The sequence below is a fragment of the Endobacterium panacihumi genome (assembly GCF_050847465.1).
GTDB lineage: Bacteria > Pseudomonadota > Alphaproteobacteria > Rhizobiales > Rhizobiaceae > Neorhizobium > Neorhizobium panacihumi.
The window spans coordinates 1-26,469 of sequence record NZ_JBOZRA010000004.1 but is presented as its reverse complement, the minus strand read 5'-3'; the positions used below and the strand labels follow the sequence as shown (position 1 = coordinate 26,469).

At 59.5% G+C, this 26,469-nt stretch carries 25 protein-coding genes and 2 pseudogenes; 12 read left to right on the top strand and 15 right to left on the bottom strand.

What is annotated here, in order from left to right:
• The first annotated feature begins 126 nt into the window (after positions 1-126).
• From hypB to hypE, 4 genes are read left to right on the top strand one after another with little or no spacing between them, the layout of a single operon-like run.
• Positions 127-1,029 (top strand): hydrogenase nickel incorporation protein HypB, encoded by a 903-nt coding sequence (gene hypB / locus ACRQ1B_RS18280; protein WP_489753109.1) that lies wholly within the window; start codon positions 127-129, stop codon positions 1,027-1,029.
• Between the two features lie 19 nt (positions 1,030-1,048).
• Positions 1,049-1,297, top strand: coding sequence for a HypC/HybG/HupF family hydrogenase formation chaperone (locus tag ACRQ1B_RS18275; protein ID WP_432295342.1), 249 nt, complete (start codon positions 1,049-1,051; stop codon positions 1,295-1,297).
• Positions 1,294-2,421, top strand: a complete 1,128-nt coding sequence (hypD, locus tag ACRQ1B_RS18270) for a hydrogenase formation protein HypD (protein ID WP_432295340.1) — start codon at positions 1,294-1,296, stop codon at positions 2,419-2,421. Before ACRQ1B_RS18275 ends, hypD begins: the two co-directional genes overlap by 4 nt.
• On the top strand, positions 2,418-3,479 hold the full coding sequence (hypE, locus tag ACRQ1B_RS18265; RefSeq protein ID WP_432295339.1) for a hydrogenase expression/formation protein HypE: 1,062 nt from the start codon (positions 2,418-2,420) through the stop codon (positions 3,477-3,479). The genes hypD and hypE overlap by 4 nt, the downstream gene beginning before the upstream one ends.
• A gap of 210 nt (positions 3,480-3,689) precedes the next feature.
• Here the strand turns inward: hypE and nikE are convergent, their stop codons facing one another.
• The 5 genes from nikE to nikA are packed head-to-tail and all read right to left on the bottom strand — an operon-like array spanning position 3,690 to position 8,685.
• Positions 3,690-4,508, bottom strand: coding sequence for a nickel import ATP-binding protein NikE (gene nikE, locus ACRQ1B_RS18260; protein WP_432295338.1), 819 nt, complete (start codon positions 4,506-4,508; stop codon positions 3,690-3,692).
• Complete coding sequence (nikD, locus tag ACRQ1B_RS18255) at positions 4,505-5,293, bottom strand: nickel import ATP-binding protein NikD (protein WP_432295336.1); 789 nt, start codon at positions 5,291-5,293, stop codon at positions 4,505-4,507. The genes nikE and nikD overlap by 4 nt, the downstream gene beginning before the upstream one ends.
• Positions 5,290-6,162 (bottom strand): nickel ABC transporter permease subunit NikC, encoded by an 873-nt coding sequence (gene nikC / locus ACRQ1B_RS18250; protein WP_432295335.1) that lies wholly within the window; start codon positions 6,160-6,162, stop codon positions 5,290-5,292. Before nikC ends, nikD begins: the two co-directional genes overlap by 4 nt.
• On the bottom strand, positions 6,159-7,103 hold the full coding sequence (gene nikB / locus ACRQ1B_RS18245) for a nickel ABC transporter permease subunit NikB (protein WP_432295334.1): 945 nt from the start codon (positions 7,101-7,103) through the stop codon (positions 6,159-6,161). Before nikB ends, nikC begins: the two co-directional genes overlap by 4 nt.
• Position 7,104: 1 nt before the next feature.
• Positions 7,105-8,685, bottom strand: a complete 1,581-nt coding sequence (gene nikA, locus ACRQ1B_RS18240; protein ID WP_432295332.1) for a nickel ABC transporter substrate-binding protein — start codon at positions 8,683-8,685, stop codon at positions 7,105-7,107.
• A gap of 168 nt (positions 8,686-8,853) precedes the next feature.
• Here nikA and nikR point away from each other — a divergent pair, with 168 nt between their 5' ends.
• Entirely contained in the window at positions 8,854-9,252 is a 399-nt protein-coding gene (gene nikR / locus ACRQ1B_RS18235) for a nickel-responsive transcriptional regulator NikR (RefSeq protein WP_432295331.1), read from the top strand.
• Between the two features lie 256 nt (positions 9,253-9,508).
• Entirely contained in the window at positions 9,509-9,868 is a 360-nt protein-coding gene (locus ACRQ1B_RS18230; protein WP_432295329.1) for a hypothetical protein, read from the top strand.
• A 197-nt stretch (positions 9,869-10,065) separates the two neighbouring features.
• Here ACRQ1B_RS18230 and ACRQ1B_RS18225 read toward each other — a convergent pair.
• The 8 genes and pseudogenes from ACRQ1B_RS18225 to ACRQ1B_RS18190 all read right to left on the bottom strand — a co-directional run.
• A pseudogene (locus ACRQ1B_RS18225) lies at positions 10,066-11,285 on the bottom strand (IS1182 family transposase); the annotation flags it as partial.
• A 153-nt stretch (positions 11,286-11,438) separates the two neighbouring features.
• Positions 11,439-11,555 (bottom strand): annotated as a pseudogene (locus tag ACRQ1B_RS18220) (efflux RND transporter periplasmic adaptor subunit); the annotation flags it as partial.
• Between the two features lie 319 nt (positions 11,556-11,874).
• Complete coding sequence (uxuA, locus tag ACRQ1B_RS18215) at positions 11,875-13,062, bottom strand: mannonate dehydratase (RefSeq protein WP_432295328.1); 1,188 nt, start codon at positions 13,060-13,062, stop codon at positions 11,875-11,877.
• An 80-nt stretch (positions 13,063-13,142) separates the two neighbouring features.
• Entirely contained in the window at positions 13,143-14,591 is a 1,449-nt protein-coding gene (locus ACRQ1B_RS18210; RefSeq protein ID WP_432295326.1) for a mannitol dehydrogenase family protein, read from the bottom strand.
• Positions 14,588-16,003, bottom strand: a complete 1,416-nt coding sequence (uxaC, locus tag ACRQ1B_RS18205) for a glucuronate isomerase (RefSeq protein ID WP_432295324.1) — start codon at positions 16,001-16,003, stop codon at positions 14,588-14,590. The genes ACRQ1B_RS18210 and uxaC overlap by 4 nt, the downstream gene beginning before the upstream one ends.
• A gap of 47 nt (positions 16,004-16,050) precedes the next feature.
• Positions 16,051-17,388 (bottom strand): polygalacturonase PglB, encoded by a 1,338-nt coding sequence (gene pglB / locus ACRQ1B_RS18200; RefSeq protein WP_432295323.1) that lies wholly within the window; start codon positions 17,386-17,388, stop codon positions 16,051-16,053.
• A gap of 68 nt (positions 17,389-17,456) precedes the next feature.
• The gene (locus tag ACRQ1B_RS18195) at positions 17,457-18,419 is read right to left on the bottom strand and encodes a mannonate dehydratase (protein ID WP_432295322.1); all 963 of its coding nucleotides are present in this window, start codon (positions 18,417-18,419) and stop codon (positions 17,457-17,459) included.
• 31 nt (positions 18,420-18,450) lie between these two features.
• On the bottom strand, positions 18,451-19,239 hold the full coding sequence (locus ACRQ1B_RS18190) for a FadR/GntR family transcriptional regulator (protein WP_432295321.1): 789 nt from the start codon (positions 19,237-19,239) through the stop codon (positions 18,451-18,453).
• 139 nt (positions 19,240-19,378) lie between these two features.
• Here ACRQ1B_RS18190 and ACRQ1B_RS18185 point away from each other — a divergent pair, with 139 nt between their 5' ends.
• From ACRQ1B_RS18185 to ACRQ1B_RS18165, 5 genes are read left to right on the top strand one after another with little or no spacing between them, the layout of a single operon-like run.
• Entirely contained in the window at positions 19,379-20,944 is a 1,566-nt protein-coding gene (locus tag ACRQ1B_RS18185; RefSeq protein ID WP_432295781.1) for an ABC transporter substrate-binding protein, read from the top strand.
• Between the two features lie 14 nt (positions 20,945-20,958).
• Complete coding sequence (locus ACRQ1B_RS18180) at positions 20,959-21,978, top strand: ABC transporter permease (protein ID WP_432295320.1); 1,020 nt, start codon at positions 20,959-20,961, stop codon at positions 21,976-21,978.
• A gap of 1 nt (position 21,979) precedes the next feature.
• Positions 21,980-22,870, top strand: coding sequence for an ABC transporter permease (locus ACRQ1B_RS18175; protein ID WP_432295319.1), 891 nt, complete (start codon positions 21,980-21,982; stop codon positions 22,868-22,870).
• A 2-nt stretch (positions 22,871-22,872) separates the two neighbouring features.
• On the top strand, positions 22,873-23,727 hold the full coding sequence (locus ACRQ1B_RS18170; protein WP_432295318.1) for an ABC transporter ATP-binding protein: 855 nt from the start codon (positions 22,873-22,875) through the stop codon (positions 23,725-23,727).
• Entirely contained in the window at positions 23,727-24,482 is a 756-nt protein-coding gene (locus ACRQ1B_RS18165; protein ID WP_432295316.1) for an ABC transporter ATP-binding protein, read from the top strand. The genes ACRQ1B_RS18170 and ACRQ1B_RS18165 overlap by 1 nt, the downstream gene beginning before the upstream one ends.
• 368 nt (positions 24,483-24,850) lie before the next feature.
• On the opposite strand, the gene ACRQ1B_RS18160 is transcribed toward ACRQ1B_RS18165, so the two are convergent.
• Positions 24,851-25,003 carry a hypothetical protein gene (locus ACRQ1B_RS18160; protein ID WP_432295315.1) on the bottom strand — a complete coding sequence of 51 codons (153 nt, stop codon included), beginning with the start codon at positions 25,001-25,003 and terminating at the stop codon, positions 24,851-24,853.
• Positions 25,004-25,163: 160 nt separating this feature from the next.
• On the opposite strand from ACRQ1B_RS18160, the gene ACRQ1B_RS18155 reads away from it, so the two are divergent.
• On the top strand, positions 25,164-26,087 hold the full coding sequence (locus tag ACRQ1B_RS18155) for a hypothetical protein (protein ID WP_432295313.1): 924 nt from the start codon (positions 25,164-25,166) through the stop codon (positions 26,085-26,087).
• Between the two features lie 253 nt (positions 26,088-26,340).
• Here the strand turns inward: ACRQ1B_RS18155 and ACRQ1B_RS18150 are convergent.
• Positions 26,341-26,469 (bottom strand): 4Fe-4S dicluster domain-containing protein (locus ACRQ1B_RS18150; protein ID WP_432295780.1); only part of this gene is annotated, 129 nt, incomplete at its 5' end.

Sequence of the window (26,469 nt, the reverse complement as noted above, 5' to 3'; positions counted from 1 at the left end):
TTGGTCGTATGACGGGCGGTATCCGGATTGTAGCCGGCATTGGCGTGGCGATCAGTCTGGTTTGACAATATCCGGCAGCGCCCAGGACAACCGGGAGCGCCGGCAACGTGAAGAGGATTTTTGACGATGTGTTCCATTTGCGGCTGCGGCGAAGCGCGTGTCGAAGGCCATCCTTCGCACGATCATCCCCATCTGACCGACACCGAGCATGCCGCTCTGCATGCAGCGGGCATAGCGCACGGCCACGCTCATGGGCATAAGCACGGGCATGGGCACAATGGCCACCACCATCATGCCCATGACGACATGCATTACGGCAACGGCGTTGCCGGTGTGTCCGTATCCGGGTTGGATCAGCATCAGGTTATCCGGCTGGAGAAGGCGGTCCTGTCGCATAATGACGGCCTGGCTCAGCAAAACCGCGTGGAATTTTCCCGTGCAGGTGTTCTTGCCCTGAACCTTCTGTCCAGCCCCGGTTCCGGTAAAACCACATTGCTCTGTGAGACGATCAGGGCGATTGCCGACAGATTGCCAGCAGTCGTCATCGAAGGTGACCAGCAGACGAGTTTCGATGCGGATCGCATTCGCGCCACCGGCGCACCGGCGATCCAGATCAATACCGGCAAGGGCTGCCATCTCGATGCGGCGATGGTAGCCGACGCCTATCGGCAACTGTCTCCGGCGCCGGGGACTGTCCTGTTCATCGAAAATGTCGGAAACCTCGTCTGCCCGGCAGCTTTCGATCTGGGAGAGGCCGCCAAGGTCGTCGTCCTTTCGGTCACGGAGGGCGAGGACAAACCGCTCAAATATCCCGACATGTTCGCGGTCGCGGATCTGTTGATCATCAACAAGATCGACCTTGCGCCTTATGTGAGTTTCAATATCGAACGCTGCCTGGAGATGGCGCGCCGCATCAACCCCGATCTTGCCGCCCTGCAGCTGTCCGCCACGACCGGCGAGGGCTTTGACACATGGCTGCAGTGGATTACCGAGAAACAACAGGCGATCAGTTCGCGCCTCGGTTCGTGATCGAGAAGGACAGCTCATCATGTGTCTTGCGATACCAGCGGAGGTGACGGAGCTTCTGCCCGGTTCTATGGGTCGTGTCCGGATCGACGGCATCATCAAGGTGGTCAGCCTGGCGCTGGTCGATAGTGTCGAAGTTGGAGACTACGTTCTCTTGCATGTCGGATTTGCTCTGAGCCGCATTGATCCTCAAGAAGCGGCAGAGACACTGGCGCTCTTGAGGGAGATGGGCGAACTGGCGGAGCTCGAACCGGAGGATCTTCCCGGATGAAATTCGCCTCGGAGTTTCGCGACGGAAGCCTCGCACGCCGGATCGCGACGACCATCGCCGCCGAATGCCAGCCTGGCCGCCGCTACAGCTTTATGGAATTCTGCGGCGGACACACCCATACCATTGCCCGATACGGGCTTGAGACGATGCTGCCGGAAGCGATCCGCCTCATTCACGGGCCGGGTTGCCCGGTCTGCGTCCTTCCTGTCGGCCGGATCGACAGCGGTATCGAGCTTGCCCGTGATCATGGCGTCATTCTCTGCACCTATGGCGACATGATGCGGGTTCCCGGTTCGCATCGCATGAGCCTGCTCAAGGCCAAAGCCGCCGGCGGCGATATCCGCATGGTCTGGTCGACGCTCGATGCGCTAAAGATCGCGCGGGACAATCCTGGCCGCGAGGTCGTCTTCTTCGCGATAGGCTTCGAAACGACGACCCCACCCACCGCCATGGCATTGAAGATGGCAATGGCCGAAGGCCTCACGAATTTCAGCATATTCTGCAATCATGTACTCACACCATCGGCGATGCGGGCAGTACTTCAGGGCGGCAGCCTGCCGCTCGAAGGCGTAATCGGGCCTGGGCATGTATCGGCTGTGATCGGCATCGATCCCTACCGGGAATTCTCCGATCGCGGCATGCCGGTCGTGGTCGCCGGCTTCGAGCCACTCGATCTGTTGCAGGCCATTTTAATGTTGGTGCGGCAGGTCAACGAGGGTAAGCCTCGCGTCGAAAACGCTTATGTACGAGCACTGCCAGCCATCGGAAACCCGAAAGCGCAGCAAGCGATTGCCGAGACGATGACGCTGCGCGACAGTTTCGAATGGCGGGGGCTCGGAACATTGCCCGATAGTGCGCTCAGACTTGCCCATGCCTATGCCAAGTTCGACGCCGAGCGGCGTTTCGCGCTGCCCTATCGCACCATCCCCGACCCGAAATCCTGTGCCTGCGCCGAGGTCGTACGCGGCATCAAGCGACCGGAGGAATGTCCGCTGTTCGGCCGTAGCTGCACGCCCGACAACCCGATCGGGTCCTGCATGGTGTCGAGCGAAGGCGGGTGTGCCGCCCATTGGCTTTATGGCCGCCACCGGACGACGAATGAAGGCAGAAAGGCCGTTGCATGAATATGAATGTTCACCGAAACCGACATCTGTTTCCGCGGCCGCTGGATCTGGTCGCAGGGCGCGTCGATCTCACACATGGCGGCGGCGGGCGGGCCATGGCGCAGCTCATCGCCGAGCTGTTTGCCGGCGCGTTCGACAATCCCTATCTCGCGAAGGGCAATGACATGGCAGTGATGCCACCGACCGGGGGACGGCTGGTCATGTCGACGGATGGGTATGTCGTCTCCCCGATCTTTTTTCCCGGCGGCGATATCGGGTCACTGGCGGTGCATGGCACGGTCAACGACGTCGCCATGAGCGGTGCGCGACCCCTCTATTTATCGGCAAGCTTCATTCTCGAGGAAGGCCTTCCACTGGCGGAGCTCAAGCAGGTCGTCGAAAGCATGGCGGCGGCAGCGAAACAAGCGGACGTCCTGATCGTTACCGGCGATACCAAGGTGGTGGAACGCGGCAAGGCAGATGGTATCTTCATCACCACCACCGGCGTCGGCTCGCTGCAAGACGGGCTGCACATCTCGGGCGAGCGGATCAGGCCCGGCGATGCGATCATCGTTTCGGGTACGATCGGCGACCACGGTATCGCCCTCCTGTCGAAACGCGAAAATCTCGAGTTCGAGACCACGATTGAAAGCGACAGTGCGCCGCTCCACGGACTGATCAGCGCGATGATCGAAGCCGAACCCGACATCCATTGCCTGCGTGACCCGACCCGCGGTGGTCTTGCCGCCACACTCAACGAATTGGCGCATCAGTCGGGCCTCGGCATGATCGTCGATGAGGACGCCGTGCCGATCAGGCCGGCGGTACGCGGCGCCTGCGAATTGCTAGGCATCGACCCGCTCGGTGTGGCAAACGAGGGAAAGCTTATCGCGTTTTGCCCCGCGGACAAGGCCGAGGCGCTGGTCGCTGCCATGCGCCGTCAGCCGTTCGGCGAGAATGCCGTGATCATCGGCCATGCGCAACCGGACCCTCGCCGGCTCGTCTGGCTCAGAACGTCATTTGGCAGCCAGCGCGTTGTCGAATGGTTCCATGGCGAACAGCTTCCAAGGATCTGCTGATCCAGGGGAGTTAGACCTGTGGCGCGGATGAAAGAGATACGCTCAAAACCCCCACGCCCTTTGAGTCCCAGATCAGTTGATCCGGCCGTTGTTGGCGTTGACCGCAGATTGCTTGAGGATACTCGGCAGCCAATGTGATGCCAAGCCGCAGAAAAACTTGAGCGGTCGATGGCATGATCGGCGTCACAGGTCAGCTCAAATCTGTAAAGCTCAGGCCACCGGCGGAAGCGGATATCGCTTTCCCGAAACGCTCGGCAAAGGCGGCAGAACTGCTCCCTGCAGAAGTCGTGAAGCCGGGTGTCTCGCCTCATCGAAATGAGCCGATGCGATCTCCTCCACGATACGGCTTTCATCCATGACGAGGCAACGTGCTGCAAAACGTTTGACCAATCTCAGATCATGGGTCACGAAGAGATAGGCAATGCCGTTTTCCCGCTGAAGCCGTGCCAGAAGAGCAAGAGCGGAAGCCTGCAGATGAATGTCGAGGTTGGAAACAGCCTCATCCAGGATGATCAGTTTCGGATCGACGGCGAGCGCGCGGGCGATGCAGACCCGCTGCAACTGTCCGCCGCTGACCTGCGCAGGAAGGCGGCCGGCAATGTCCGATGGCAGATCGACAAGGCGCAACAGTTCCTGAACGCGGCCCTCTCTCTCAACCTCATCCATCGAGGTCAAATGCCGTAGCGGCTCGGCAATGATCTCACGCATGGTGAAGCGCGCATTGACGGCGCTCGGAGAGTCCTGAAACACGAGCTGGACTTCGCGTCGGAAAATCTTCGTTTCTGCGCGGTCAAGTTCGGATACCGGCTTGCCGTGGAACAGGACCTCTCCCGAGCTCGGCCGTTCCAGCCCGACCAGCAACCGCGCAAGCGTGCTCTTGCCGCAGCCGCTTCGCCCCAGCAGCGCCACCGTTTCGCCCTCCCCGATGCTAAGCGAGATATCCTGCAGCACCGTCTTGGCAGCACTGGCGCCGACAAGCGAATGGGTTCTGTAGATTTTACCGAGATGACGGGCGCTGAGCAGGGTCATGCGCTGAGCTCCATTCCGTAGAGCGACAGATGCGCGCTGACCAATGTCCGGGTGATCGCGTGCCCTGGCTTGTGAAAAATATCCGTCACCGGAGCCTGTTCGACGAGGCGACCGTGATCGAGAACCGCGACATCGTCCGCCAGCCTCGCCACCACGCCCATATCGTGCGTGACCAGAAGGACGCCGAGACCACGGTCCTCGACCAGTTTTTCCAGCAGTTCCAGAACGCGAAGCTGCACGACGAGATCGAGATCGGTTGTCGGTTCATCCGCGAACAGGAATGGTGCTTCGCTCAGAAGCGCCAGCGCGATCATCATCCTTTGCAGCATGCCACCGCTCATCTCGAAGGCATGCAGGCCGAGAATGGCCTTCACATCCTCCAGCCCTGCGGCGCGCATGCAGTCCTCGATCCGATCTCCCGCGCCGGAACCCGGAATTCCGAGAGCCCGCAACGTTTCATCGGCGTGATCCCGCATCGTCCGGACGGGATTGAACGCGCTTCTGGGGTTCTGCATGATCGTTGCCACATGCCGCCCCCGCAGAGTGGCGGCATCGTATGCAACGCCATCGATGGTCACTTGCCCGTGCGTCTTCGCTACTCCGGGCGGGAGCACGCCGAGGGCCGCCGAACAGGTCATGGATTTGCCGGAACCGCTTGCCCCGACCAGAGCCATGATACGCCCCTGCTGAACCGTGAGAGAAAGATCATCGACGAGGATTTGACGCTGACCGTCGATCACGCTGGTCGCGGTCAGTCCTTCGATGGAGAGGGTCTTGCTGGTCAATGGCTGTGCTCCGCCTTGAGATGCGGGTCGAGCCTGTCGCGCAGGGCATCGCCGAGAATATTGAAGGCCATGACGCTCAAAAACAGCGCCAGCCCCGGCCACAGGATCAGCATCGGAGCCGTCCAGACGAACTGGCGCGCATCGCTGATCATCACGCCCCATTCGGCGGTCGGCGGCGCGACGCCCAGCCCGAGGAAGGACAGGCCTGACACATGCAGCATGATATGGCCGATATCGAGCGTGGCCAGAACCACGAGCTGCGAGAAGGTTGCAGGCAGGAGATGTTCCACGAAAGTGCGGATCGGTCCCGCACCGCTCATGCGGGCGGCCAGCAGGAACTCCCTGTGTCTGAGCGACATGACGATGCCGCGCACGATGCGGGCGTACCAGGCCCAGTGTGACAAGGCGATGGCAAGAATGACGTTGACGAGACCGGTCCCGAGCATGCCGACCATGAACAGCGCCAGCACCAGCGTCGGGAACGTCAGAAAGACATCGGTGACACGCATGATAATCTGATCTGCCCGGCCGCTGACAAAGCCGGCTGCACCGCCGATCACGATGCCCAAAGCCAGAATAAGAGCCAGCGCGATCGCAACGGAGCCGAGCGAGACCTCAACGCCGGCGATCAGCCGCGAGAGGATGTCGCGGCCCAGATGATCAGTGCCCAGCCAATGCGAAAAGCTTGGCGGCTGAAGCCGTCGCACCAGTTCGACCTCGTCCGGGTGATAGGGGGCAATCCATGAGCCGGCGACTGCCGCGATCAGCAGCAGCAGAACGATCAGGCAAGCCAGACGCACCGACCATCGGCGCGGAAGTTGAAAAATGCCCGCCTGTTGAACTGAACCGGGTGAAATCGTATCCATCATTCCGCACCCTCCGCAGACAGGCGAATGCGCGGGTCGGCCCAGGCATAAACGATGTCGACGATCAGATTGCAGATGACGAAAATCGTCACCATGGCCAGGGTGAAGCATTGGATGACAGGATAGTCACGGTTCATGATCGCCGACACAGCATAGCGACCGACACCCGGCCAGCCAAAAATGCTTTCGATCACCAGCGTGCCACCGATCAGTTCGCCGATATGCATGCCGGTTGCCGTGATGATCGGCAGCCAGGCGTTTCGCAGCACATGGGAACGCTCGACGGTGCGCTCTGGCAGGCCGCGCAGGCGCGCATAACGCACATGCCGTTGTCCCGACACTTCCAGCATGCTGGCGCGCAAGAGGCGGGCATTGATGGACAGCGACATGAAAGCGATGGCGATCGCCGGCATGACGAGATGGGCGACACCACCACGCCCCATCGGCGGCAGCCAGCCTAAATGAATGGAAAAGACCAGAACCAGCAGGAAGCCGAGCCAGAAGTTCGGCATGGACACGCCGAGAAAGGCGACGATCCGGACCACCTGATCCTGCCAGCCTTCCCGGTGGCGGGCAGCCCACATGCCAAGCGGGATGGACAGGCCGAGCGTCAGGACGAGCGCGACACCCGCAAGCTGAAGTGTTGCGGGCAGGAAATAGAGCAGATCCGGCAGAACGGGCCGCTGGGTCGCAAACGATATGCCGAAATCACCGCTCAGCGCCTTTCCGAGCCAGTCGAAATATTGCGTGGCGATCGGCCTGTCCAAGCCGAGCATCTGGCGAGCATCTTCCAGTGCCTGCGCGGTGGGCGGCACCTTCGACAGGCGCAGATAATCCATGGCCGGGTCGCTAGGGCCAAGCCGCAGCAGCAGGAAGATGACCAGCGATGCCCCAAACAACATCGGGATAAGCAGAATTATGCGGCGGATAATAAAGGAAAGCACCTCAGTTCGCCCCCGGTGCCAATTTCTCGAACGGGATCTCGCTCGACATTGCGCCAAAGGTGATCTTCCCGACCTCGGGCTTGGCCACGGCAATGGCTGTCACATAGGTCAGTGGCAGGTAGACGGCTTCCTCGTGAAGACGGGTCAGGATATCCTTGTAAAGGTTTTGCCGAGCGGTCTCGTCGGTGGAGACCAGAACCTGTCCGATCTTGGCATCGATCTCGGCCTTGTCGGCCAGCCCGAGCTGCGCCTGGTAATCTGCGTGGGAAGGCACACGCATCGAACTGACAAAAGCATGCGGGTCGTAGGGCGCCCCCCAGGTGCGGTTGAAGATCATGCCGAAACGGCCATCATGCTGACGCGCAAGAACGCTGCTCTCTTCCTCACCGGTCAGCTTCACGTCGATCCCGACCTTGCGCAGGTCAGCCTGCACGATCTCGGCCATGGACTTGCTGATCGCATCGGTGCCGATGAAGCAAAGTTCAACACTCAGCGTTTCACCATTCTTCTCGCGAACGCCGCCGCTCGCCTTGGCTGTCCAACCCGCCTCGTCCAGAATCCGGGCGGCCAGTGCCCGGTCGAATGTGTAGGGTTTCAAGCCGATATCGGCATAGGGCACGTTATCGGCGAACAGAGTATCGGCGCGCTTCTGCGTGCCGTAGAGCACGGTGGCAATCATCGTATCCTTGTCAACGGCGTGATTAATCGCCTTGCGGACAGCCAAATCTTTCGTTGCGCCGAGATTGGTATTGATCGCCAGCACACGCGTTTCCACTGGGACGGAAAGCTCGGCCGTATAAATGCCCATCTGCTTGAAGCGCTTGTAGGTGTCGGGAGAAATCGGGCCATCCGTGCCGTAGATCAGATCGACCTCGCCGGTCTCAAAGGCAATCGCCCGTGTGTTCGGATCTGGGATCACCTCGACAATGACCTGTTCGTAGGCGGGCTTTGCACCCCAGTAACCGTCATTGCGGGTGAAGACGTCGCGCTCCCCAAGCTTCGTCTCGGTCAGCATCCAGGGACCCGTACCGATTGGCGCGGCTATCCCTTCAATCGTGCCACCGTTCCTGAACTGCGATGGCGCGACAAAACGGAACGGCCGCGGCAGAGCCAGTTCCTGCAACAGCGGGTAATAGGCATCCTTCAATGTGATCCGTACGATGAGCGGACCAGCGACATCGGCAGAGACGATCTGATTGGCAAGTTCCAGCCAGCTATGGCGGACACGGTTTTTCAGGACGGCATCGATATTCGCCTTGACTGCAGCTGCGTCAAAAAGCTCGCCGTTGGAAAATTTTACATCCTCGCGGAGCTTGAAGGTGTAGATCTTGCCGTCAGCAGAGGCCTCCCACGACTGCGCCAGCCACGGCCCGACCGTGCCGTCGGCGCTGTAGCGGACCAGCGGCTCATAGACCATGTTCTGGGCGAACATCTGGTTCGGCGAATAGAGATGCGGATTGAGCGGCCCGACATTCATCGGCCAGGAGAAGTTCAGGCTTGGGTCGGCTTGGGCGCTGGAGGCAAAAGCAGCAGAAGCAAGTGCGAACGCGAGCGCCAGCCTGCGAAACCTGATCTTCGACATAAAAGAGCCTTTGGTGAAAAAGTGAAAGTATGATGTTTCCCAAAATATCTCATACTATCCCTGTCGCGACCGCAACATACGCGAATTGCCGCAGTCGTCTGGACAAAGTCTTCTTCGAAAGCCAGAACAGGCTTGCTTGGACAGTTTTGTGCCCGGAAGGAGATATCGATGCAGAGGATCACCATCACAATCGACGACGACCTCATGGCAGAACTGGACCGGATGATCGCGGTCAGGGGTTATCAGAACCGTTCTGAGGCCCTGCGCGACCTTGCCCGAGCAGGACTTCAGCAGGCCTCGATGGAAGACGGACATCTGGACAATTGCGTTGGTGTGCTGAGTTACACCTATGACCACAACGCCCGCGATCTTGCCAGAAAGCTCACCACCAGCCATCACCATCACCACGACATTTCGGTCGCCAGCATGCATGTGCATCTGGATCATGACCGATGCCTGGAAGTCAGCATCCTCAGGGGAAGGACTGACGAGGTCCGACATTTTGCCGATCATGTGAAGGCCGAACGGCACGTTACCCATGGAATGCTGGCAGTTCTGCCTGTTTGATCAGGCGACTACCGGACAGCTACAGGCTCTTGATGGGAAGCGGACCGGCGTCTCTCGGGATAGCCAAGCTATATCATTGAACGAATAGGACTGCAGCGTTCGGACACTTGGACGCACACTGCATAGCCGCCTCAAGGCCAGCAGAGGGCGGCTTAGTGTCACCTGCCATCTCCGCTTCGCGCCAGAAGCGGTCATGCCAACAGCAAGGTATGTGAGATTGCTGCCTTCGAAATGGATAAGCTACTGAGGAAAACAAATGCCAGAAGCTGAGTTGACATGCGAAGTCCGCTATCACATCGATAAAAACAGCTTGGAGGAGTTTGCCGCTTACGCGCGGACCTGGATCGCGCTCATCGAGCGACACGGCGGCCTCCACCACGGATATCTGGTTTCCCGTCAAGCCCCTGCAGGAGCCACTATCAGCTTCCCAGGCCAAGGAGATGAGGAAGCCGAATTAATTGCGATTGCTCGCTTCACCTTTCCCAACGACGAATCGTATCTCCGATATCGAGATGGCGTTCAGAGCGATCCCGATGGCATCGCGGCGAATTCTCGATATGGACTCAATCCGCCCTTCAAAAGATATATGCGTACCTTCCTCCAAAAGCTGGCTTGAGCGCTTTTCAACGAATGGCGGCTTCGGGCCGAGGCTGTGTGAAAGCACCGTCGCATCCCATGGTATTTCGTCATCGAGTTTGGTCTAGCGGAAATTGGCTGGATTTTGCGCCTATCGGATGCTGGAAGGCGTTGGAGATGGTGGTGATGGTTTAGTTTGGCGGCTTTCGGGCCCCAAATGGCGGTTCAGCACCTACCTCAAGCGGCCATGGCTCTGATGAGCGCTCTTACTCCAATCATGTTGATCATCCGTTTGATGTTGTAGGCAGCACGTGCAGCGCCATTTCCGTCCTGACGTTTTTCAGTCTGCGCATCTGGAAATGAGTTGCGCGCATCCATGCTTTGATGGTTCCGAATGGATGCTCGACCGTGCATCTCCGGGTGCGCATGAGACTCGGATTGTCTTCCATTCAGGAATACATAGCGTCAATCAGATGCTCATGCTCCCAGCGTGTGATCCGCCGTTCCTTTCCTGTCGTGCATCGTGTCTTGAGGGGGCATGACGGACAATCCGTGCGCCAGTAGCGCCGAAGCATCAGGCCCTTTTCCTCGGTGGTATATCTGTATGCCAGCGCTTTCCCGGCAGGGCAAACATATGTATCGGCGCTGCCGTCGTAGACGAAATCAGCCTTCACGAACATGCCCTTCTTACGGTTGTTCGATGTCTCAGGCCTCGGGACTGTTGCCGTTATCCCGGCCTCATGACAGCTCAGCAGTTCAACTCCGTTGAAATAGCCGCGGTCGGCGATGGCATCGAGCGTATCGACCTTCAGTGCTTCCATTGCCGCCTTGGCCATAGGGGTCAGTTGTGATCGATCGTTGCCGATATTGGTGACTACATGCGTGACGATAAGATGCGTCTCGACGTCGACCGCCGTCTGCACGTTATAGCCCACCAGGCCCGTGCCTTTGCCATATGTCGCCATGGATCGGGCGTCTGGATCAGTCAGCGAAATCTGGCCGGCTGGCTTATCCTTCAGCGTTTCCGCGATACCTTCGAGGCGTCTGACTTCTTGGTGAACACGAACGAGCTTCTCCTGCAGCCGGGTGACTTTGCGCAGCGTTACCTCGGATTGCTCCAGGGCATCAGCTCTGCCCATTTCCTCTAAATATCGCGGCGCGCTCGCTTCGAGGTGGCTGATCCGCAATTCGATCTTGCTGGAGGTGAAGTTGCGATCCCGATTGTTGACGGCTTTGAACTTGCGCCCGTCAATCGCGTCATTACCGCCGCCCAACACACCGATCTGGCGGCACAGTTCGACAAATCTGGCGCAGGCTTTCCGGATTGCTGGTCCATTGTCTTTGCGGAAATCGGCTATGGTTTTGTGATCAGGAACGAGCCGCCCGGTCAGCCACATCACTTCAACACTACGCCCGGCTTCACGTTCCAGCCTTCGACTTGATCCTCGTCGTAGCAAAGGCGAATGCTCGCTGGTCGCTGGATTTCGTCCACGATCAATTCGACTGCGGCAGACGCTTCCGCATCCTCCATGTGGCCGATGACGTCACGCGCGAATGCCTGGCGGCGAGCGACCTGACCTTCACATTGTCATATTGACCCCGGCCGCTGGGAAAAGCGCCGCATAGACATGAAAGACGGCATCACGCGGCCCGTCATGGGCCAGCGTGAACACGGCTTCAGCTGTCTGGGCAACCTTTCCGAGCTCGGCATTGACTGTGGTGATGATTATCGACGAAGGCGTTGCAAGCGGGATCTTTCGGCAAAAATCCACCGACCTCCCCAAGGTGATTATGGCGCACATTGTGGGCACGGTCGTTTTTCGCCTGATCTTCGACGACCGCCGTCACTTGACAGCGATGAAGTGCTCTCGACCCATATCGACGTTCTGGTGAACGGATTGAAGCAGGCAATGGCCTGATGAGGCCAGTATCCGACCCGCTTCTGCTCCGCGCGGGAGTGACCAGTAGGCCAAAAACAATCAACAACGTTCATCCATGCCAAGCCCGAATGACGGGGCTTGGCATGGTTTCAAATCCAAACCGGTTTTATTGCGGTGGCGCCTCGAGCGCATGGAGAATTCCGCGCAACTCGGCAAGCCCGCGCATACGTCCAATCGCCGGATATCCGGGTGTCACCGTCTTGTCCAAGTCATCCAGCATCCGGTGTCCGTGGTCGGAACGGAAGACGATGCGGTCAATGTCGGCACGACCACGATCGGCGGCAACGAGTTCGTTCAGCACGGCCACCATGTCGACATCTCCCTCGAGATGCGCACTTTCATGGAAACTGCGCCCGTCACCTTCGCGCCTGGTGGCACGCAGATGGGCAAAATGGATGCGTGATGCAAAACGGCGGGCGATGGCCGGCAGATCATTCTCGGCTCGAACCCCAAGACTGCCGGTGCAATAACACATGCCATTGGCGACGGAAGGAACGGCATCGAAGAGTGCCGCATAGTCGTCGGCTGTGGACGCAATACGCGGAAGGCCAAACAGCGAGCGCGGCGGATCATCCGGATGCAAGGTGAGCTTGACGCCACGCGCCTCCGCCACCGGGCAGACCATTTCAAGGAATTCGATCAGATGCTGGCGAAGCATCGCTGCATCGATCCCCGCATAGGCCTCCAGCCGGTCACGGAATGCAGGAATGGTCAGTGGTTCGGTTGTCGAGCCCGGCAGAGCCGAGGCAATATTTTGGGTCAGTGCCGCGATATCGGATTCACTCATGTCGCCGTAAAGCCTGGCCGCGCGCGCCCTGTCTTCAGCGCTATACTCGTTCTCGGCTCCCTTCCGTTCGAGAATGAACAGGTCGAAGGCGGCAAAACGGTCTTGATCGAAGCGCATCGCGGTTGCACCTGTGTCAATCTCGTAATCGAGATCGGTGCGGGTCCAATCCACGACCGGCATGAAATTGTAACAGATGATCGGGATGTCGCAGGCCGCGACGGCTTCAAGGCTGGCAATCCATGCGTCGATTTCCGCCTTTGCGCGTCTACCCAATCGTTTGACGGCATCGGGGATGGGAATGCTTTCTACAACCGACCAGGTCAGACGCGAACGGTTGGCCGGTGCATCTTCGATCAGCGATTTTCGTGCACGCACTTCCGCCTGTGTCCACGCGCGGCCAATGGGGACCTCGTGCAGCGAAGAAACAATCTGCGTGGCGCCCGTCTGGCGAACCTCATCCAGTGTGACAGTTCCCTGCGGGCCGAACCAGCGCCATCCCTGTTTCATCTAAAATCCTCGTCTTTCGAAATTTTCAGGTTGTTGCCGCCGCAAACAAGCGGCGACCGAAAGGCAGCGGTCAAACCGGATTAATGGTCGACATGCGGCATGATCCGTTCGAGATGCGCACAGACAAGGCGACGCCAGGGAAGGTTTTCACGCAGCGAACGGGAGAAGAGGCCGGGCAATTCGAACAGACGAGCCGCGATCGCTTCAGCACAAAACTCCACACCTTCAAGCTGTCTGGCAATCTCGTCGGAACGCGGGTCGCGTATATCGTAGGCCCTGCCGTTCTGGTCGGTTCCCAGCGCGTAACGCATCCACGCGGCGACACCGATGGCATAGGTTTCACCCTGACGGCCATGGTCCAGCACGCTCATCGCCGGCTCCAGTAGGCGCTGCGGCAACTTCTGGCTTCCGTCCATGGCGATCTGGTAGGTTCGATGCGCTATGGCCTTGTTGGAAAACCGTTCGATCAGCTGTTTGGCATAAGCGGCGAGATCGAAACCCGGCAGCTCATCAAGTGTCGTCGCCGCCACGCGCAGGTGACGCCGCGCGATCAGGACCAGTTCGGGATCCTCCATCACGTCGCGGATAAACTCATGCCCGCGCAGGTAACCGAGATAGGCCAGCAGCGAATGTGTACCGTTCAGCATGCGCAACTTCATCTTTTCATAAGGCGCGACATCGGCGACCATCAGGACGCCCGGCACGTTTTCCCAGGCAGGTCTGCCGCCGGGGAAACGATCCTCGATCACCCATTGCGCAAAAGGTTCCGTTTCGACCGCTGCGTGATCCGCATAACCGGTCAGGCGCGCTGCATCATTGTAGGTCTCTTCGGTGCTGGCCGGCGTGATACGATCGACCATCGTGGACGGGAAAGACACGTTGTCGCCGATCCATGTCGCAAGTTCGGGATCGACCCGCTTTGCAAAATCGAGCACCAGTCGCTTCAGCACCACGCCATTGCTCGGCAAGTTGTCGCAACTCAACGGCGTGAAGGGCGCCACACCTTGCTTGCGACGGCGATCGAGGCCCTCCACGAGATAGCCAATCACGCTGGTCGGAGCGTGCCTTTGAACCAGATCGGCGGCAATGGCTTCGTTCCGCTCGTCCAGCCCACCCGTGGCCGGATCCAGACCATAGGCCTTTTCCGTCACCGTCAGGCTGACGATGCGGATATTCGGATCTTCAAGGCGCCGAAGCAGCATTTCGGGATCGCGGAGCGCCACATGGGCACCCGTCACGCCGCCGACAACCCGCGCGGTCGTGCCGACGCTGTCGCGGGTCAAAACGGTATAAAGGCCGTTCTGGGCATTGAGGTCGTCGCAAACCTGCGCCGTGCGCAGGCTTGCGACTTCGATGCCCCAATCCCCTTCCGACAAGGGGATGGCGGCCTCCGTCAGGGCCGCCACATGGGCGCGAAAGAAGGCGCCCGGCCCGAGATGAAGAATACCGGTCTTCAATCGGTTGCGATCATAACCCGGGCGCTCCACCATCGCGTGGACGCCATCGATCTTCGTCAGTCGTTCAGTCACAGCTTGTAGGCCTGTTTTGCATTTCCATAGGACAGCGCGTGAGCGACAATCTCGCCCCGCGCCTTCGAGATGCGATGCTCGACAACGAGTTCGGCGATGAAGCGGCAAACCTCGCGACGCCAGACGTCGTGACGTGCCGGGATGGACAACAGGGCTCGGGTGTCGTCGTTAAAGCCCGCCAGATTGGCAAAACCCGCCGTTTCCACGACCGTGTTCAGATAACGGCGGATACCGTTGGGACTGTCGTGGAACCACCATGGCGGCCCGATCATCAGGCATTCCCAATGACCGGCCATCGGCGCAAGCTCGCGGGAATAGGTCGTCTCGTCGAGCGTAAAGAGGAGAATGCGCAGGCCTGGCGCATGGCCGTGTTTCGACAGGAGCGCCGAGAGCCCGCCGACCCAGTCGGTTCGGCCGGGGATGTCTGCGCCCATATTGGCACCGCGTGTCTCGAACAATGTCCTGTCGGTGTTGCGGCGCGCACCGGCATGGATCTGCATCGTCATGCCATCTTCCGCAGACAGGCCTGCCATTTCCGTCAGCATCTGGCCACGGAACAATTCAGCGTCGGAAGGGGAAAGAGCGCCCTTCAACGCCTTGTCCAGCAGCGCCTGCCTTTCGACCCCAATCAGATCGGCAGTAAAGGCGCTCGGCACGCCGTGATCGGTCGCCGTGGCACCGAACTGCCGGAAAAAGGCGCGCCGGACGCGATGTGCGTCGATCATGCCGTCCCAACGGGTGACATCACATCCCGTCAACTCGCCAAGCCTGATCAGATTGTCGCGAAAGCCCGCAGCATCGGGGTCGGTCACGCTATCGGGACGATAGGTGGTGCGCACCTTGCCGATCCAGCCGTCATCCGCCAGCTTCTGATGATGCACGAGATCATCCAGCGCACCTTCCGTCGTGGCGATCGTTTCGATGCCAAACCGCTGGTGCAATGCGCGGGGACGAAATTCTGGCTTTGCCAGCTGTTCATTGATCCGGTCGTAAAGCCTGTCGGCGTTTTCCGGCGTCAGCGGCTCGTCACACCCGAGAACCGCCGACATGGCGTGATCGACCCAGAGACTGGACGGCGTGCCATCGAAAAGATGGTATTTCGCCGCCAGTTCCCGCCAGATGGAGCGACCGCTTGCCACCGGCCCGCCATCGAGCCGCGGAACACCCAGATCATCCAGTTTTGTGCCCGTGCTGTGGAGCATGCGAAAAACGTAATGATCGGGGATCACCAGCAGGGAGGCCGCATCCTCGAACGGCTTGTCCTCCGCGAACCAAGACGGTTCCGTATGTCCGTGTGGACTGACGATTGGAAGATCACGGACCGTTTCGTAGAGATCGCGTGCAATCGTCCTGGTCGAGGTATCGACGGGGAACAATCTGTCCGGATGAAGGTAGCCGTTGCCAACGCTCATAATGTCTCCTCACCATTTAAAACCGACGATCAGATCGGCGAAGAACCTCAGTTCTGCACCACCAGGTTCTCGTTCCACTTTGTCGGAAGAGGGTCAGGCCGGGTGATCTCCACCCGTTCGAGCGTCAGATCGCCTACGCCCTTCGCAAAGACACCGGGCATGCCACCCGGATATTCGATGAGGCCGATGATCTTGCCATCCTCACCGAAGCGCCAGGCATTGACGCGACCGACCGAACGGTCATCGGGAAAGTTTTCGAAACGATCCGCGGGCGTGGGGCGAATGTCGTAGTTGAGGCCGGTACCGAGCGCGCCGGGCACCTGTGCCAGAGCGATGTCGCGCAGGGTGATGTCGGAAATGTCGCCTTCGCGCTGGGCAACGATGTTGATCGCACCTTCCATCGAACCCTTGACGTTTTCGATCAGCACGCCGCGCACGTAACCCGCCGGACCCTCTTCGGGACGCCGATCGATCGTGTTGATGGTGACGGCCTCGCCTGAGCCCCAGTAACCTGCCGGCGTTTCATGGCAGTCGAGGGTAATGTTGGAGAAGCGGACATTCTCGACGATACCGCCATCGCGCGAAAAGATGCCGAGACCACGGTTGGAACCTTCGAGCCTGATGTTTTCGAACGTGATGTTGCGGAAGGGCGCAAAACTTTCCGTTCCAAGCTTCAATGCGCAGGAATGGCTCTCGACCACGCAATCCTTGACGACGATATCGTCGCAGGCGCCGGTGAGAACACCGTTATCACGGCGCGTGGTCTTCAGAACGACCCCATCGTCTGCAGTACGCAGTGTGCAACGCTCCAGACGGACATGACGGCTGCCGTCGATGACGACCGCATCCGTGTTGGGCATACGGCGGTTGTTGTCGACAGAAACATCGGTCACCTCGACATTCTCGCAATCTGCAAAATGCAGGGTCCACATTGGCGAATCGTCGATTTCCAGCCCGGCAACCCGGACATTGCGGCAACCATCGATGACCATCAGCCGCGGCCGGTCCTTCACCGCCACAAGCGTACCCATCTCACCATCGTCACCATTTGAGAAGGCGGTGGAGCCGTTGCAGACGATGCGGCCCTTGCCGACCACGGCAATATCGTTCTGGCCTGTGGCCACGATCATTGCACGGTTGCTTTCCTCGGCCACGATCGAAACCGTGGTGTCGGCATAAGCCGCCCAATCCGAGAGGAAATGCAGTTCAGCACCTTCAGAGACTTCAAGTGTCACCAAGGAACGCAGGCGCAGGCCACCGCAATGGTGCACGCCGGGCTCAAGAACGACATGCAGCGGTTCGCTATCGGCGGAGAAAGCGGAAAGCAGAATATCGGTAATGGGGGCAGATTGCGCGGCAATGCGCAGTTCACGCAGGGAAGACATAGCACACCTTTGATAAGATTGGTGCGGGTCGGGCATCAGTCTGCCCTCCCCGCCAAATGAAACTGGATTTAAGTGCGGGTCTGCAGCAATGCGGCGATGTAACCGTAGCAGAATGCGAAGGCCACCTGCTGCTGGTTATCACCGGCAAGCGTTGGCGCATGATCCGGCATGACCATGTATTTGTAGCCGGTGTCACGCAGTGCATCGATGATTGCCGGCATGTCGACATCGCCGTCATCCGGGAAGCTCTCGCGAAAACCATACCGTTTTCCGACGATGTTGCGGTAGTGGATGTTCATGAGCTTGCCGCGCTCGCCGAACCAGCGCGTGACCGCAGGTGCTTCGGACACGTCCTCCAGCATTTCTGCAAGTGTACCGATGCAGAAATTCAGCCCATGGACCGGGCTTTCATGCATGCCGACGAAACGCTTCATGCCCTCGACCGACCCCAGCACACGTGTCACGCCCTTGTAGCCGGCCGGCGTCGCCGGATCATGCGGATGGCAGGCAAGACGCACATTCGCGGATTCCGCAACAGGCACAACGCGGGCAAGGAAATAATCGATGCGCTCCCAGATCGTTTCCTCCGACAGGTTGCCGACAGGCCCCGGTTCGTTCTGATCGACCAGATCCCAGCGAAAGGCCTCGGCCATGTAACCGCCGCGACCCGGCTCCATCGGCGTGCGTGGAATGCCGATGTAATTGAAATTGTAGCGAACCGCCGGAACGCCCGCGGCAGCGCAGTTTTCGATCAGCCTGCAGATGGCGTCGATCTGCTCGTCACGATCGGGACCGGCCGTTACGATGTCCGGGCATCCGGTCTTGAGCACGCCGGAGGATGACATCGGCAGAAGCAGCATGTCCCATGTCAGCCCGAAACTCTCGAGCTTTTCGCGGAAACGTTCGAGCGTTGGCCTGTCCCAGGAGCGCCATGGGCCATCCGGATCGGCACTGACGTGATCGACGCCCAGCTGTTTCATGACGCTGTAGTCCGCGTCCGTTCGCGCCCTGAGTTGCGTGCCCAAGTACATGAATGATCCTCCTTCTTGATGTTTTAGAATGTCATCTGCTGCCGCCATCCCCGGCAGCCAGGGGTGCCAGACCCAGGCCCGAGATCGCTGCCCTAGCAAATGCCTCGTAGCGACGCTGGGAATTGACCAGATGCAATTGCATGGCCTTGCGCGCCATATCCGGTGAATGTTTCACGATTGCCTCGACAATCGCCCGGTGTTCCTCAACGACGAGTTCGAAATTGTTTTCATCCCGCTCAAGCGACCGGTTTGCCAGTTGCGACCAGGGAATTTCTGTTGCCCCGACAGCCTGCAATGCTCTTGGGAAAAGCTGGTTATGGGTGGCTCTTGCGATGACCATATGAAAGTCCCGATCCGCCTCGAATGACATTCTCCTGTCGCGAACCAGGGCCTCAATGCGCTCATGAGCCTCGAGAAGCGCAAAAATTTCCGCCGGCGTTGCGCGTGCGGCCGCCAGCATCGCAGCCTGACATTCAAGCCCGGCGCGATATTCCAGCATCTCGATGACTTGCGGGACGGATTGAAGGTCATGGACCGTCAGCACCGCCTCCGCGTCGAGACCCTTTCGGCCTTCGACGAAAACGCCTGCACCATGCACCGGACGAACCAGGCCGGACGCCCTCATTTCCGCCACAGCCTCGCGGATCACAGTACGACTGACACCGAACCGCTCTATCAGCATCGGCTCCGCAGGCAATTTAGACCCGACAGGAAAGACACCATCGCGAATATCCGCCGCAAGCGCGGCCTTCACAGTGTCAGCCAGACGAGGCTTCCTGCGCAAACTTGCTGACTGGTGAATTGTGTTGTCGGTCGACATGAACCGCTTTCGAAATGAGGAATTGAAGTAGACACATCATACTTTGTGTACTATTTCGATATGAAGACATCATATGAGTAGAGTCAATAGGGAGGAGACCTTGACGACATCATTTGTCCGTTGCGTCGCCGCGATTTTCATGACGTCCACAGCCTTTTTCGGGGCACCCGCCGATCACGCCAAGGCGGAAACACCGAAAGACACGCTTGTCTACGCGACCTCGCTTTCGCTGGTGATTTCGCTTGATCCGCATCAAAACAGCGATTCCACCAGCACCGAGATCATGGCCAACCTCTATGACCGCCTGCTGGCGGCAACGGCGGATGGCAAGCTTGTGCCGCAGCTGGCCGAAAGCTGGCAGGTGACCGACAAGGCCATCATCTTCAAACTGCGAAAAGACATCTCTTTTGCATCGGGTCGTAGTATCACCGCCAAGGATGTCGTCTGGTCGATGACACGGTTGATGAAGCTGAATTATGCCGTCGCCAACAAATACACGACCGCCGGCTACAGTGCAGACAACATCGAAAGCATGGTTCACGCCGAGGACGACCATACGGTCCGTCTCGACCTCACCGGCGAGATGGCCGGCGATCTCCTCCTCTTTCGTCTCGCCGAGGTTTCTGCAAGCATCGTCGACCGCGAGATCGTTGAGCAGCATGTCGATGCCGGCGACTGGGGCAATGGATGGCTGAGAACACGTTCTGCCGGATCCGGGCCTTTCAAGCTGGATCGCTGGACGCCGAACGAGATGGTCATCATGTCGTCGCGTCCGAATTACTGGGGTGGCGCCCCTCCCCTCAAGCGCGTCATCATGCGCCATGTGGCGGAAAGTCAGGTCCAGCGCCTGATGCTCGATCGCAACGACGCCGATATCGCCGCTGCACTCTCGGCCAATGACGTCAACTATTTCATGTCATCGCCGACGGCTGGCATCCAGCAGGTTCCGACCGGAGGTTTCTTCGTTCTGGCGATGAATGCCAGCCGCAAGCCGCTCGACAATCCGAAAGTGCGTGAGGCGATCTTCAAGGCGATCGATTTTGCAGCCATCGAAAAAAGCATCATGGGACCATACGGCCCTGCCCGGCACATTCCCGTGCCAGTGAGCTTTCAGGATGCCATACCGGATCCGAAGGAATGGGCTTATGATCCTGCCGTCGCAAAGCAGATGCTTGCGGATGCCGGATATTCGCCAGATAAGCCGCTGACGATCAAGACGATCGCACAGCCGCCACGCGTCGACTTGGCAACTGCCGTGCAGGCATCCCTGTCGGAAGTCGGCATCAGGGCAGAGGTCATCCAGGGTTCCGGTGCCGATATCGTTTCCATGCACCGCGCACGGGATTTCGACCTGCTGATCCCGCAGACCAGCGCCTACATGACCAATGTTCTGGGTGCCATGGAGCAGTTTTCGTCCAATCCGGACAATTCGGCCAAGGCAAACAATGCAGGCAATTTCGTCTGGCGCTCGGCCTGGGATATTCCCGAACTCACGAAATTGACGGCAACCGCCATGCGAGAGACCGACCCGGCCGCACGCTCAAAAATGTATGTGGAGATGCAGGAGACCTTTGCATCCCTGACTCCGGCTGTGTTCCCGATGTTCGAACGCAGAACACCGGTGGCCGTTAGCGATCGCGTGCAGGGATATGTCGGCCACCCGCTCAACGCCACGCGCCTCGAAAACGTTAGCAAAAAAGACTGATTGGGAGTTGGAACGTGGATATTGCTCTCTCGCTGGGCAGGAAGGTCGGGCAACTGATCTTGAGCCTCTTCGTGCTGATCGCGGTCACCTTCATCATTGGACGTGTACTGCCGACAGATCCGGTCAGCGCCATCGTCGGGGAAATGGCCAGCCCTGAAGCCTATGCGGCCATGCGGGAACGTCTCGGCCTCGACCAGCCCCTGCTGATCCAGTTCTGGCGTTATCTCGTCAGCCTTGCACAGGGTGACCTCGGCATCGCGATCCTGACCGGAAATCGCGTCGTCGACGACATTGCCTTGGCATTTCCGGCGACACTGGAACTGGCGACGCTCGCCATTATCCTGTCCTTCATACTGGGCGTGCCGCTCGGCCTTGCCGCGGCACTCAAGCGCGACACCTGGATCGACCAGCTTGCGCGTCTGGTATCGTTGGTCGGCCATTCGATACCGGTCTTCTGGTTCGGCATTCTGGGACTGATGCTGTTTTATGCGATCCTCGGCTGGGCCGGTGGCCCGGGTCGCCTCGACGTCTATTACGAAGACCTCATCCCAACGCGAACAGGCATGATCCTGATCGACAGCCTTCTGGCGGGCAACAGCGACATCTTCTGGAACGCCATCTCGCACATGGCCCTGCCGGCCGCGATGCTTGCCTATGCGGCCATGGCCTACATTACCCGCATGACGCGCTCCTTCACGCTGGAGCAGCTGGGTCAGGACTACGTCATCGCCGCGCTCGCCAAGGGCGCCAGCGGCAGCCGTATCCTGTTCAAGCACATTCTTCCGAACATCGCCGTACAGCTCGTGACGATCCTCGCCATTTCCTATGGCGGCCTGCTCGAGGGAGCGGTTGTCACCGAGATCGTATTTTCCTGGCCAGGCCTCGGACAATACATGACCTCGGCCCTGACCATCGGTGACATGAATGCCGTTCTGGCTTCCACCATCATCATCGGATGCATTTTCATGATTTTGAACTTCGTGGCGGATATGGCCTACACCCTTCTTGATCCCAGAACACGGGAGGCACGCTGACATGGGCGCCGCTTCTTCCCTGACCGAAACCTCGGCTCCCCGCAGCCGGTTTGCCTCCGTCGGCACATTTGTCCGCAAGCTCGGACATGAGCCGCTCGGACTGTTCGGCTTCATCATTCTCGGCCTGCTGCTGCTGGTTGCGATTTTCGCTCCCCTGCTCGCCCCCTATTCACCAGTGCAGCAAAACCTAGCGATGTCGCTGAAACCGCCATCCGCCGTGCACTGGCTAGGCACCGACGAGTTCGGCCGCGATATCCTGAGCCGCCTCATCTGGGGCACGCGTATTACCCTGCGCACGGTGTTTTCCATCACCGCGATCGTCGGTCCTGTCGGCCTCGTCATCGGCGTTGTCGCCGGTTATTTCGGCGGGCGGATCGACGCCATTCTCATGCGTGCGACGGATATCGTCCTGTCCTTCCCTTCGCTCATTCTGGCGCTCGCCTTTGCCGCAGCCATCGGCCCGGGCCTCAACACCGCGATCATCGCCATCTCGCTGACCTCGTGGCCGCCCATCGCCCGCCTTGCCCGCGCGGAAGCGCTGGTCGTACGCAACATGGATTATGTCGCCGCAGCTCGTCTTTATGGTGCCAGCCCATTGCGGATGATGTCCTACTATATCGCCCCCATGTGCATTCCCTCCGTGGTCGTGCGCCTGACGCTTAACATGGCGACGATCACCCTCACGGCCGCCTCCCTCGGCTTCCTGGGCCTTGGCGCGCAGCCGCCGCTTCCGGAATGGGGCGCCATGATCTCGGCCGGTCGCCGGTTCATTCTGGACTTCTGGTGGGTTCCGATGATGCCCGGTTTCGCAATTCTTCTGACCAGCCTTTCGCTCAACGTCGTGGGTGACACGCTGCGCGACATCCTCGATCCGCGCCACGGGAGGGCATGAGAATGGCCAATGCGACCAACACGAAGCTCAATTCCCTTGAAGTCCAGAACCTTTCGATCCGTTATGGTTCCGGCTCTATTGCAGCGGTCAGTGATGTGAGCTTTTCGCTGAAGGGCGGCAAGCTCGGCCTGGTGGGTGAAAGCGGCTCCGGCAAAAGCACCGTCGGCAGGGCCATCATGCGCCTTCTGCCGCCGACTGCCCGCGTGACCGCAGACACACTGCTTTTCGGACAGACGGACCTCTTGTCCGCCTCGCAGAAGGAACTGCGCAGCCTCAGGGGCAGCAATATCGCGCTGATCATGCAGGACCCGCGCTATTCGCTCAATCCTGTCCTCACCATCGGCCAGCAGGTGTCGGAAACGGCAATCCTGCACGAAGGGCTCAAAGGCGCGGCCGCCTGGGCCGCGGCGCGCGACATGCTCGACCGTGTGAAGATCCGCAATGTCGACCGGGTGATGAAAAGCTACCCTCACCAGATATCCGGCGGCATGGGCCAGCGCGTCATGATCGCCACCATGCTGCTGGCAAAGCCGGGGCTGGTGATCGCCGATGAACCGACCTCCGCGCTCGATGTCAGCGTGCGGGGCGAAGTGCTGGAACTTCTCGACGGACTGGTGCGAGAAAACGGTTCGAGCCTCATCCTCATCAGCCACGATATCCGCATGGTTTCGGCCTTCTGCGACCAGATCGCCGTCATGTATCGCGGGCGCATCGTCGAGGAACTGTCGCGCCTTTCGGATGCCAGGCACCCCTATACGCGCGGTCTGGTGGAAGCCATGCCCGACCCGCTCAATCCGGTTCGCAGGCTGAAAGTGCCGGACCGCGCAACCTTTGCCAGCCTGCAGGGAGGACACTGATGCTCGAGGTCAAGGATTTCAACGTAACCTATGGCAGCGGAAAAGACGCCAACCACGTCGTGCGCGGTGTATCGTTCACCGTCGAGCGGGGACAGAGTGTCGGCATTGTCGGCGAATCCGGCTGCGGAAAATCAACGCTGCTGCGCTGCATCGTCGGACTTGAAAACGGCTGGACAGGATCACTCGGCATGGATGGTCGCAGTGTTCGACAGAGCCGGACCATGGATGACCTGCGCTTGGCGCAGATGGTGTTTCAGGATCCCTACGGGTCACTTCATCCGCGGCACAGCGTCGGACGGGCCCTGTCCGAACCTGCCCGCTGCATGGGGCTTGCGCATGATCGCGCGCGCATCGAGCGGGCACTGGAAGAGGTTGGCCTACCGGCCAGCTTCGCCGATCGTTATCCGCACGAACTGTCGGGCGGCCAGCGCCAGCGCGTGGCAATTGCCCGTGCTCTGATCGTCGAGCCGCCGATCCTGCTTCTCGATGAGCCGACTTCCGCACTGGACGTGAGTGTTCAGGCAGAAGTGCTCAATTTGCTGTCCGATCGGCGCGAGGAGAGAGACCTGACATTCCTACTTGTCAGCCACGATCTTTCGGTTGTCGCCCATATGTGTGACCGCGCATTCGTCATGCAGAATGGTCAGTTCGTCGATGAACTGACACCTGCCGATATCGGAGCACAGAAGGCCCACTCACCTTATGCGCAGGTCCTGATGGCAGCCAGCAGTTACGGCTACGGTTCCCAAGCCTGACGGTCCTATTCGAGTCCCCTGAACCTAGCCTCTATTTCTCATGCGACGACTGTGTTTTGCTGCTGCCTGATCAACATGTGACAAAGAAAAGTGGGGCCGCCGATCTGGACCGGCGGCCCCACTTTGCCGCGGCATGAAGGGAGCTATCCGCGAACTGTTTTGGGATCTTGCGATTTACTGGCTAAAAACCAGATCGGCTTTTTCGCCGCCCCAAGCCTGAAGACTGCCATTCACATCCGTGAACCGCAGGCTTCTCGTGGCCATCATGCTTGTGATGCACATGTGATCGACCTTTATCGCCCAGGCCACGGATACGGAAGGCATGAGGCCGCGAATGGTGCCTGTGCCATCAGGCATCAATGTCAGCTTCAGGGCAGATCGATCCCCTCGCCCACGCCGTCGCGGCCAAAAGATTCCTCGTGGTCTTCGATGATCTGGCAGACGATCGCTTCAAGCCGATCGATCCTCCCTGAGCAGTCTCGCAAGGATTTTCGTATGTCTCGGGCAAAACCGGTGGTCATCCTGGGTGCCGGGCCAGTCGGGTTGCTGGCCGCACTTCACGCCATGCGCTTAGGTCGAGACGTGAGCGTCTTCACCAATCAGATGCCTCCGGCCAATGATGGCCGTCGCAACCATGGCCTTCGCCCTCATATCTAATGCGTGCCGTCTCAGGTCATTGCCTTGCTGGTCGAGTTCGGCGTGGCACCCGCCCTGCTTGGCGTCGAACGGTTGTTCGCGTCGAAATGCCTACAACGGGAGGAGGATCACCCGATCATCTTACCCGCAGCGCCCTACGCCGCCATCAGCCGACCGAACCTCGAAGCGGCGCTGGCGAAGCTGACCGAGCGCGCCCGAATCCGGATCGAGCCGCAGGCTGTTTCGGCCGCAAGCATCGAGGCGATTGCCAGCGACGCGATTGTCTTCGATGCAACCGGCCGGCGCGCGATCAGCGCGCGGAAACGCTGGCGGCCCACCCAACCCATCGTCGCGCGCTCGTTTCATTTCGCAGGGGTCGGTCCAGCGCGCGAGGGTCTTGCACTTGCTGCCGGTCCGAATGGCTATGTCTATCGAGTCGCCAATCGTAACGGCATATGCCTTGGCGTGGTGGGCCACGGCCATAAGAGCAACTGGGACGATGCGCGCGACCGGATTGCCAGCTTCGCGCCATGGATTGTATCCGACCTCACCGCCGGCGATCTCTTGATGACCAAGGGCAGAAGCGGCCCGACTTCGCTGCAATGGGCGGAAGCCGGCGCCTGCGCCATTCTGATCGGCGATGCGGAATTAAGTCGCGATGCCATGTCATCGCAGGGTCTGGCGATTGGTCTTGGCGCTGCTATCGTTGCCGTCTCACAGGCATTGACCGACGCCCGACCCGGCCCTCCCGCCGAACTGGCTCACGAGCGATCCGTCCACGCGCGCCGTACTCTTGAACAGATCGCGGCGACGCCCTTCTCGCGCGATCATACTTGGCGCCAGTATGGCGGTTTTTTGGGTCAGACAGCGGCAAGCTCGTGTATTAGCGAAGAAGACATATCGCCAAAGGAGCATACGCATACCTGCCAAAGCAACAATAGAATCTGTCGCCAGTCGTTTGGGAGCTGAACGACCCGAAGTGTGGAATAATGCAGGTCTTGAAAGTGTTCGAACCGGCGACCTGCTATTTCACACGTTTGGTGTAAATGTTTTTTTGAAACGGTTCCGAAACCAGTCCCAGAGGGTCACAGCTAACCCCATCGCTCGGGTCACCGGATCAATAAAACGCTCCTCTTGGCACGCACGTTTGGCAAGTTCAAGGTCAGCTAGCATTGTTTCTCTCGCAATCCCATCACTACTAAGAGCCCATCAATCCGCGTCGTCACATGTTCTGATACACCGGGCCTTCCGCACCCTGCGGCGGCACCCAGTTGATGTTCTGGTTGGGGTCCTTGATGTCGCAGGTCTTGCAATGAACACAGTTCTGCGCGTTGATGACGTAGACCGGGCT

Excerpts from the sequence above, each read along its gene's own strand:
- hypB (WP_489753109.1), top strand. The coding sequence starts at position 127 with ATGTGTTCCATTTGCGGCTGCGGCGAAGCGCGTGTCGAAGGCCATCCT.
- ACRQ1B_RS18275 (WP_432295342.1), top strand. The coding sequence starts at position 1,049 with ATGTGTCTTGCGATACCAGCGGAGGTGACGGAGCTTCTGCCCGGTTCT.
- hypD (WP_432295340.1), top strand. The coding sequence starts at position 1,294 with ATGAAATTCGCCTCGGAGTTTCGCGACGGAAGCCTCGCACGCCGGATC.
- hypE (WP_432295339.1), top strand. The coding sequence starts at position 2,418 with ATGAATATGAATGTTCACCGAAACCGACATCTGTTTCCGCGGCCGCTG.
- nikE (WP_432295338.1), bottom strand. The coding sequence starts at position 4,508 with ATGACCCTGCTCAGCGCCCGTCATCTCGGTAAAATCTACAGAACCCAT.
- nikC (WP_432295335.1), bottom strand. The coding sequence starts at position 6,162 with ATGATGGATACGATTTCACCCGGTTCAGTTCAACAGGCGGGCATTTTT.
- nikA (WP_432295332.1), bottom strand. The coding sequence starts at position 8,685 with ATGTCGAAGATCAGGTTTCGCAGGCTGGCGCTCGCGTTCGCACTTGCT.
- nikR (WP_432295331.1), top strand. The coding sequence starts at position 8,854 with ATGCAGAGGATCACCATCACAATCGACGACGACCTCATGGCAGAACTG.
- ACRQ1B_RS18230 (WP_432295329.1), top strand. The coding sequence starts at position 9,509 with ATGCCAGAAGCTGAGTTGACATGCGAAGTCCGCTATCACATCGATAAA.
- uxuA (WP_432295328.1), bottom strand. The coding sequence starts at position 13,062 with ATGAAACAGGGATGGCGCTGGTTCGGCCCGCAGGGAACTGTCACACTG.
- uxaC (WP_432295324.1), bottom strand. The coding sequence starts at position 16,003 with ATGAGCGTTGGCAACGGCTACCTTCATCCGGACAGATTGTTCCCCGTC.
- pglB (WP_432295323.1), bottom strand. The coding sequence starts at position 17,388 with ATGTCTTCCCTGCGTGAACTGCGCATTGCCGCGCAATCTGCCCCCATT.
- ACRQ1B_RS18195 (WP_432295322.1), bottom strand. The coding sequence starts at position 18,419 with ATGTACTTGGGCACGCAACTCAGGGCGCGAACGGACGCGGACTACAGC.
- ACRQ1B_RS18190 (WP_432295321.1), bottom strand. The coding sequence starts at position 19,239 with ATGTCGACCGACAACACAATTCACCAGTCAGCAAGTTTGCGCAGGAAG.
- ACRQ1B_RS18185 (WP_432295781.1), top strand. The coding sequence starts at position 19,379 with ATGACGTCCACAGCCTTTTTCGGGGCACCCGCCGATCACGCCAAGGCG.
- ACRQ1B_RS18175 (WP_432295319.1), top strand. The coding sequence starts at position 21,980 with ATGGGCGCCGCTTCTTCCCTGACCGAAACCTCGGCTCCCCGCAGCCGG.
- ACRQ1B_RS18170 (WP_432295318.1), top strand. The coding sequence starts at position 22,873 with ATGGCCAATGCGACCAACACGAAGCTCAATTCCCTTGAAGTCCAGAAC.
- ACRQ1B_RS18165 (WP_432295316.1), top strand. The coding sequence starts at position 23,727 with ATGCTCGAGGTCAAGGATTTCAACGTAACCTATGGCAGCGGAAAAGAC.
- ACRQ1B_RS18160 (WP_432295315.1), bottom strand. The coding sequence starts at position 25,003 with ATGACCACCGGTTTTGCCCGAGACATACGAAAATCCTTGCGAGACTGC.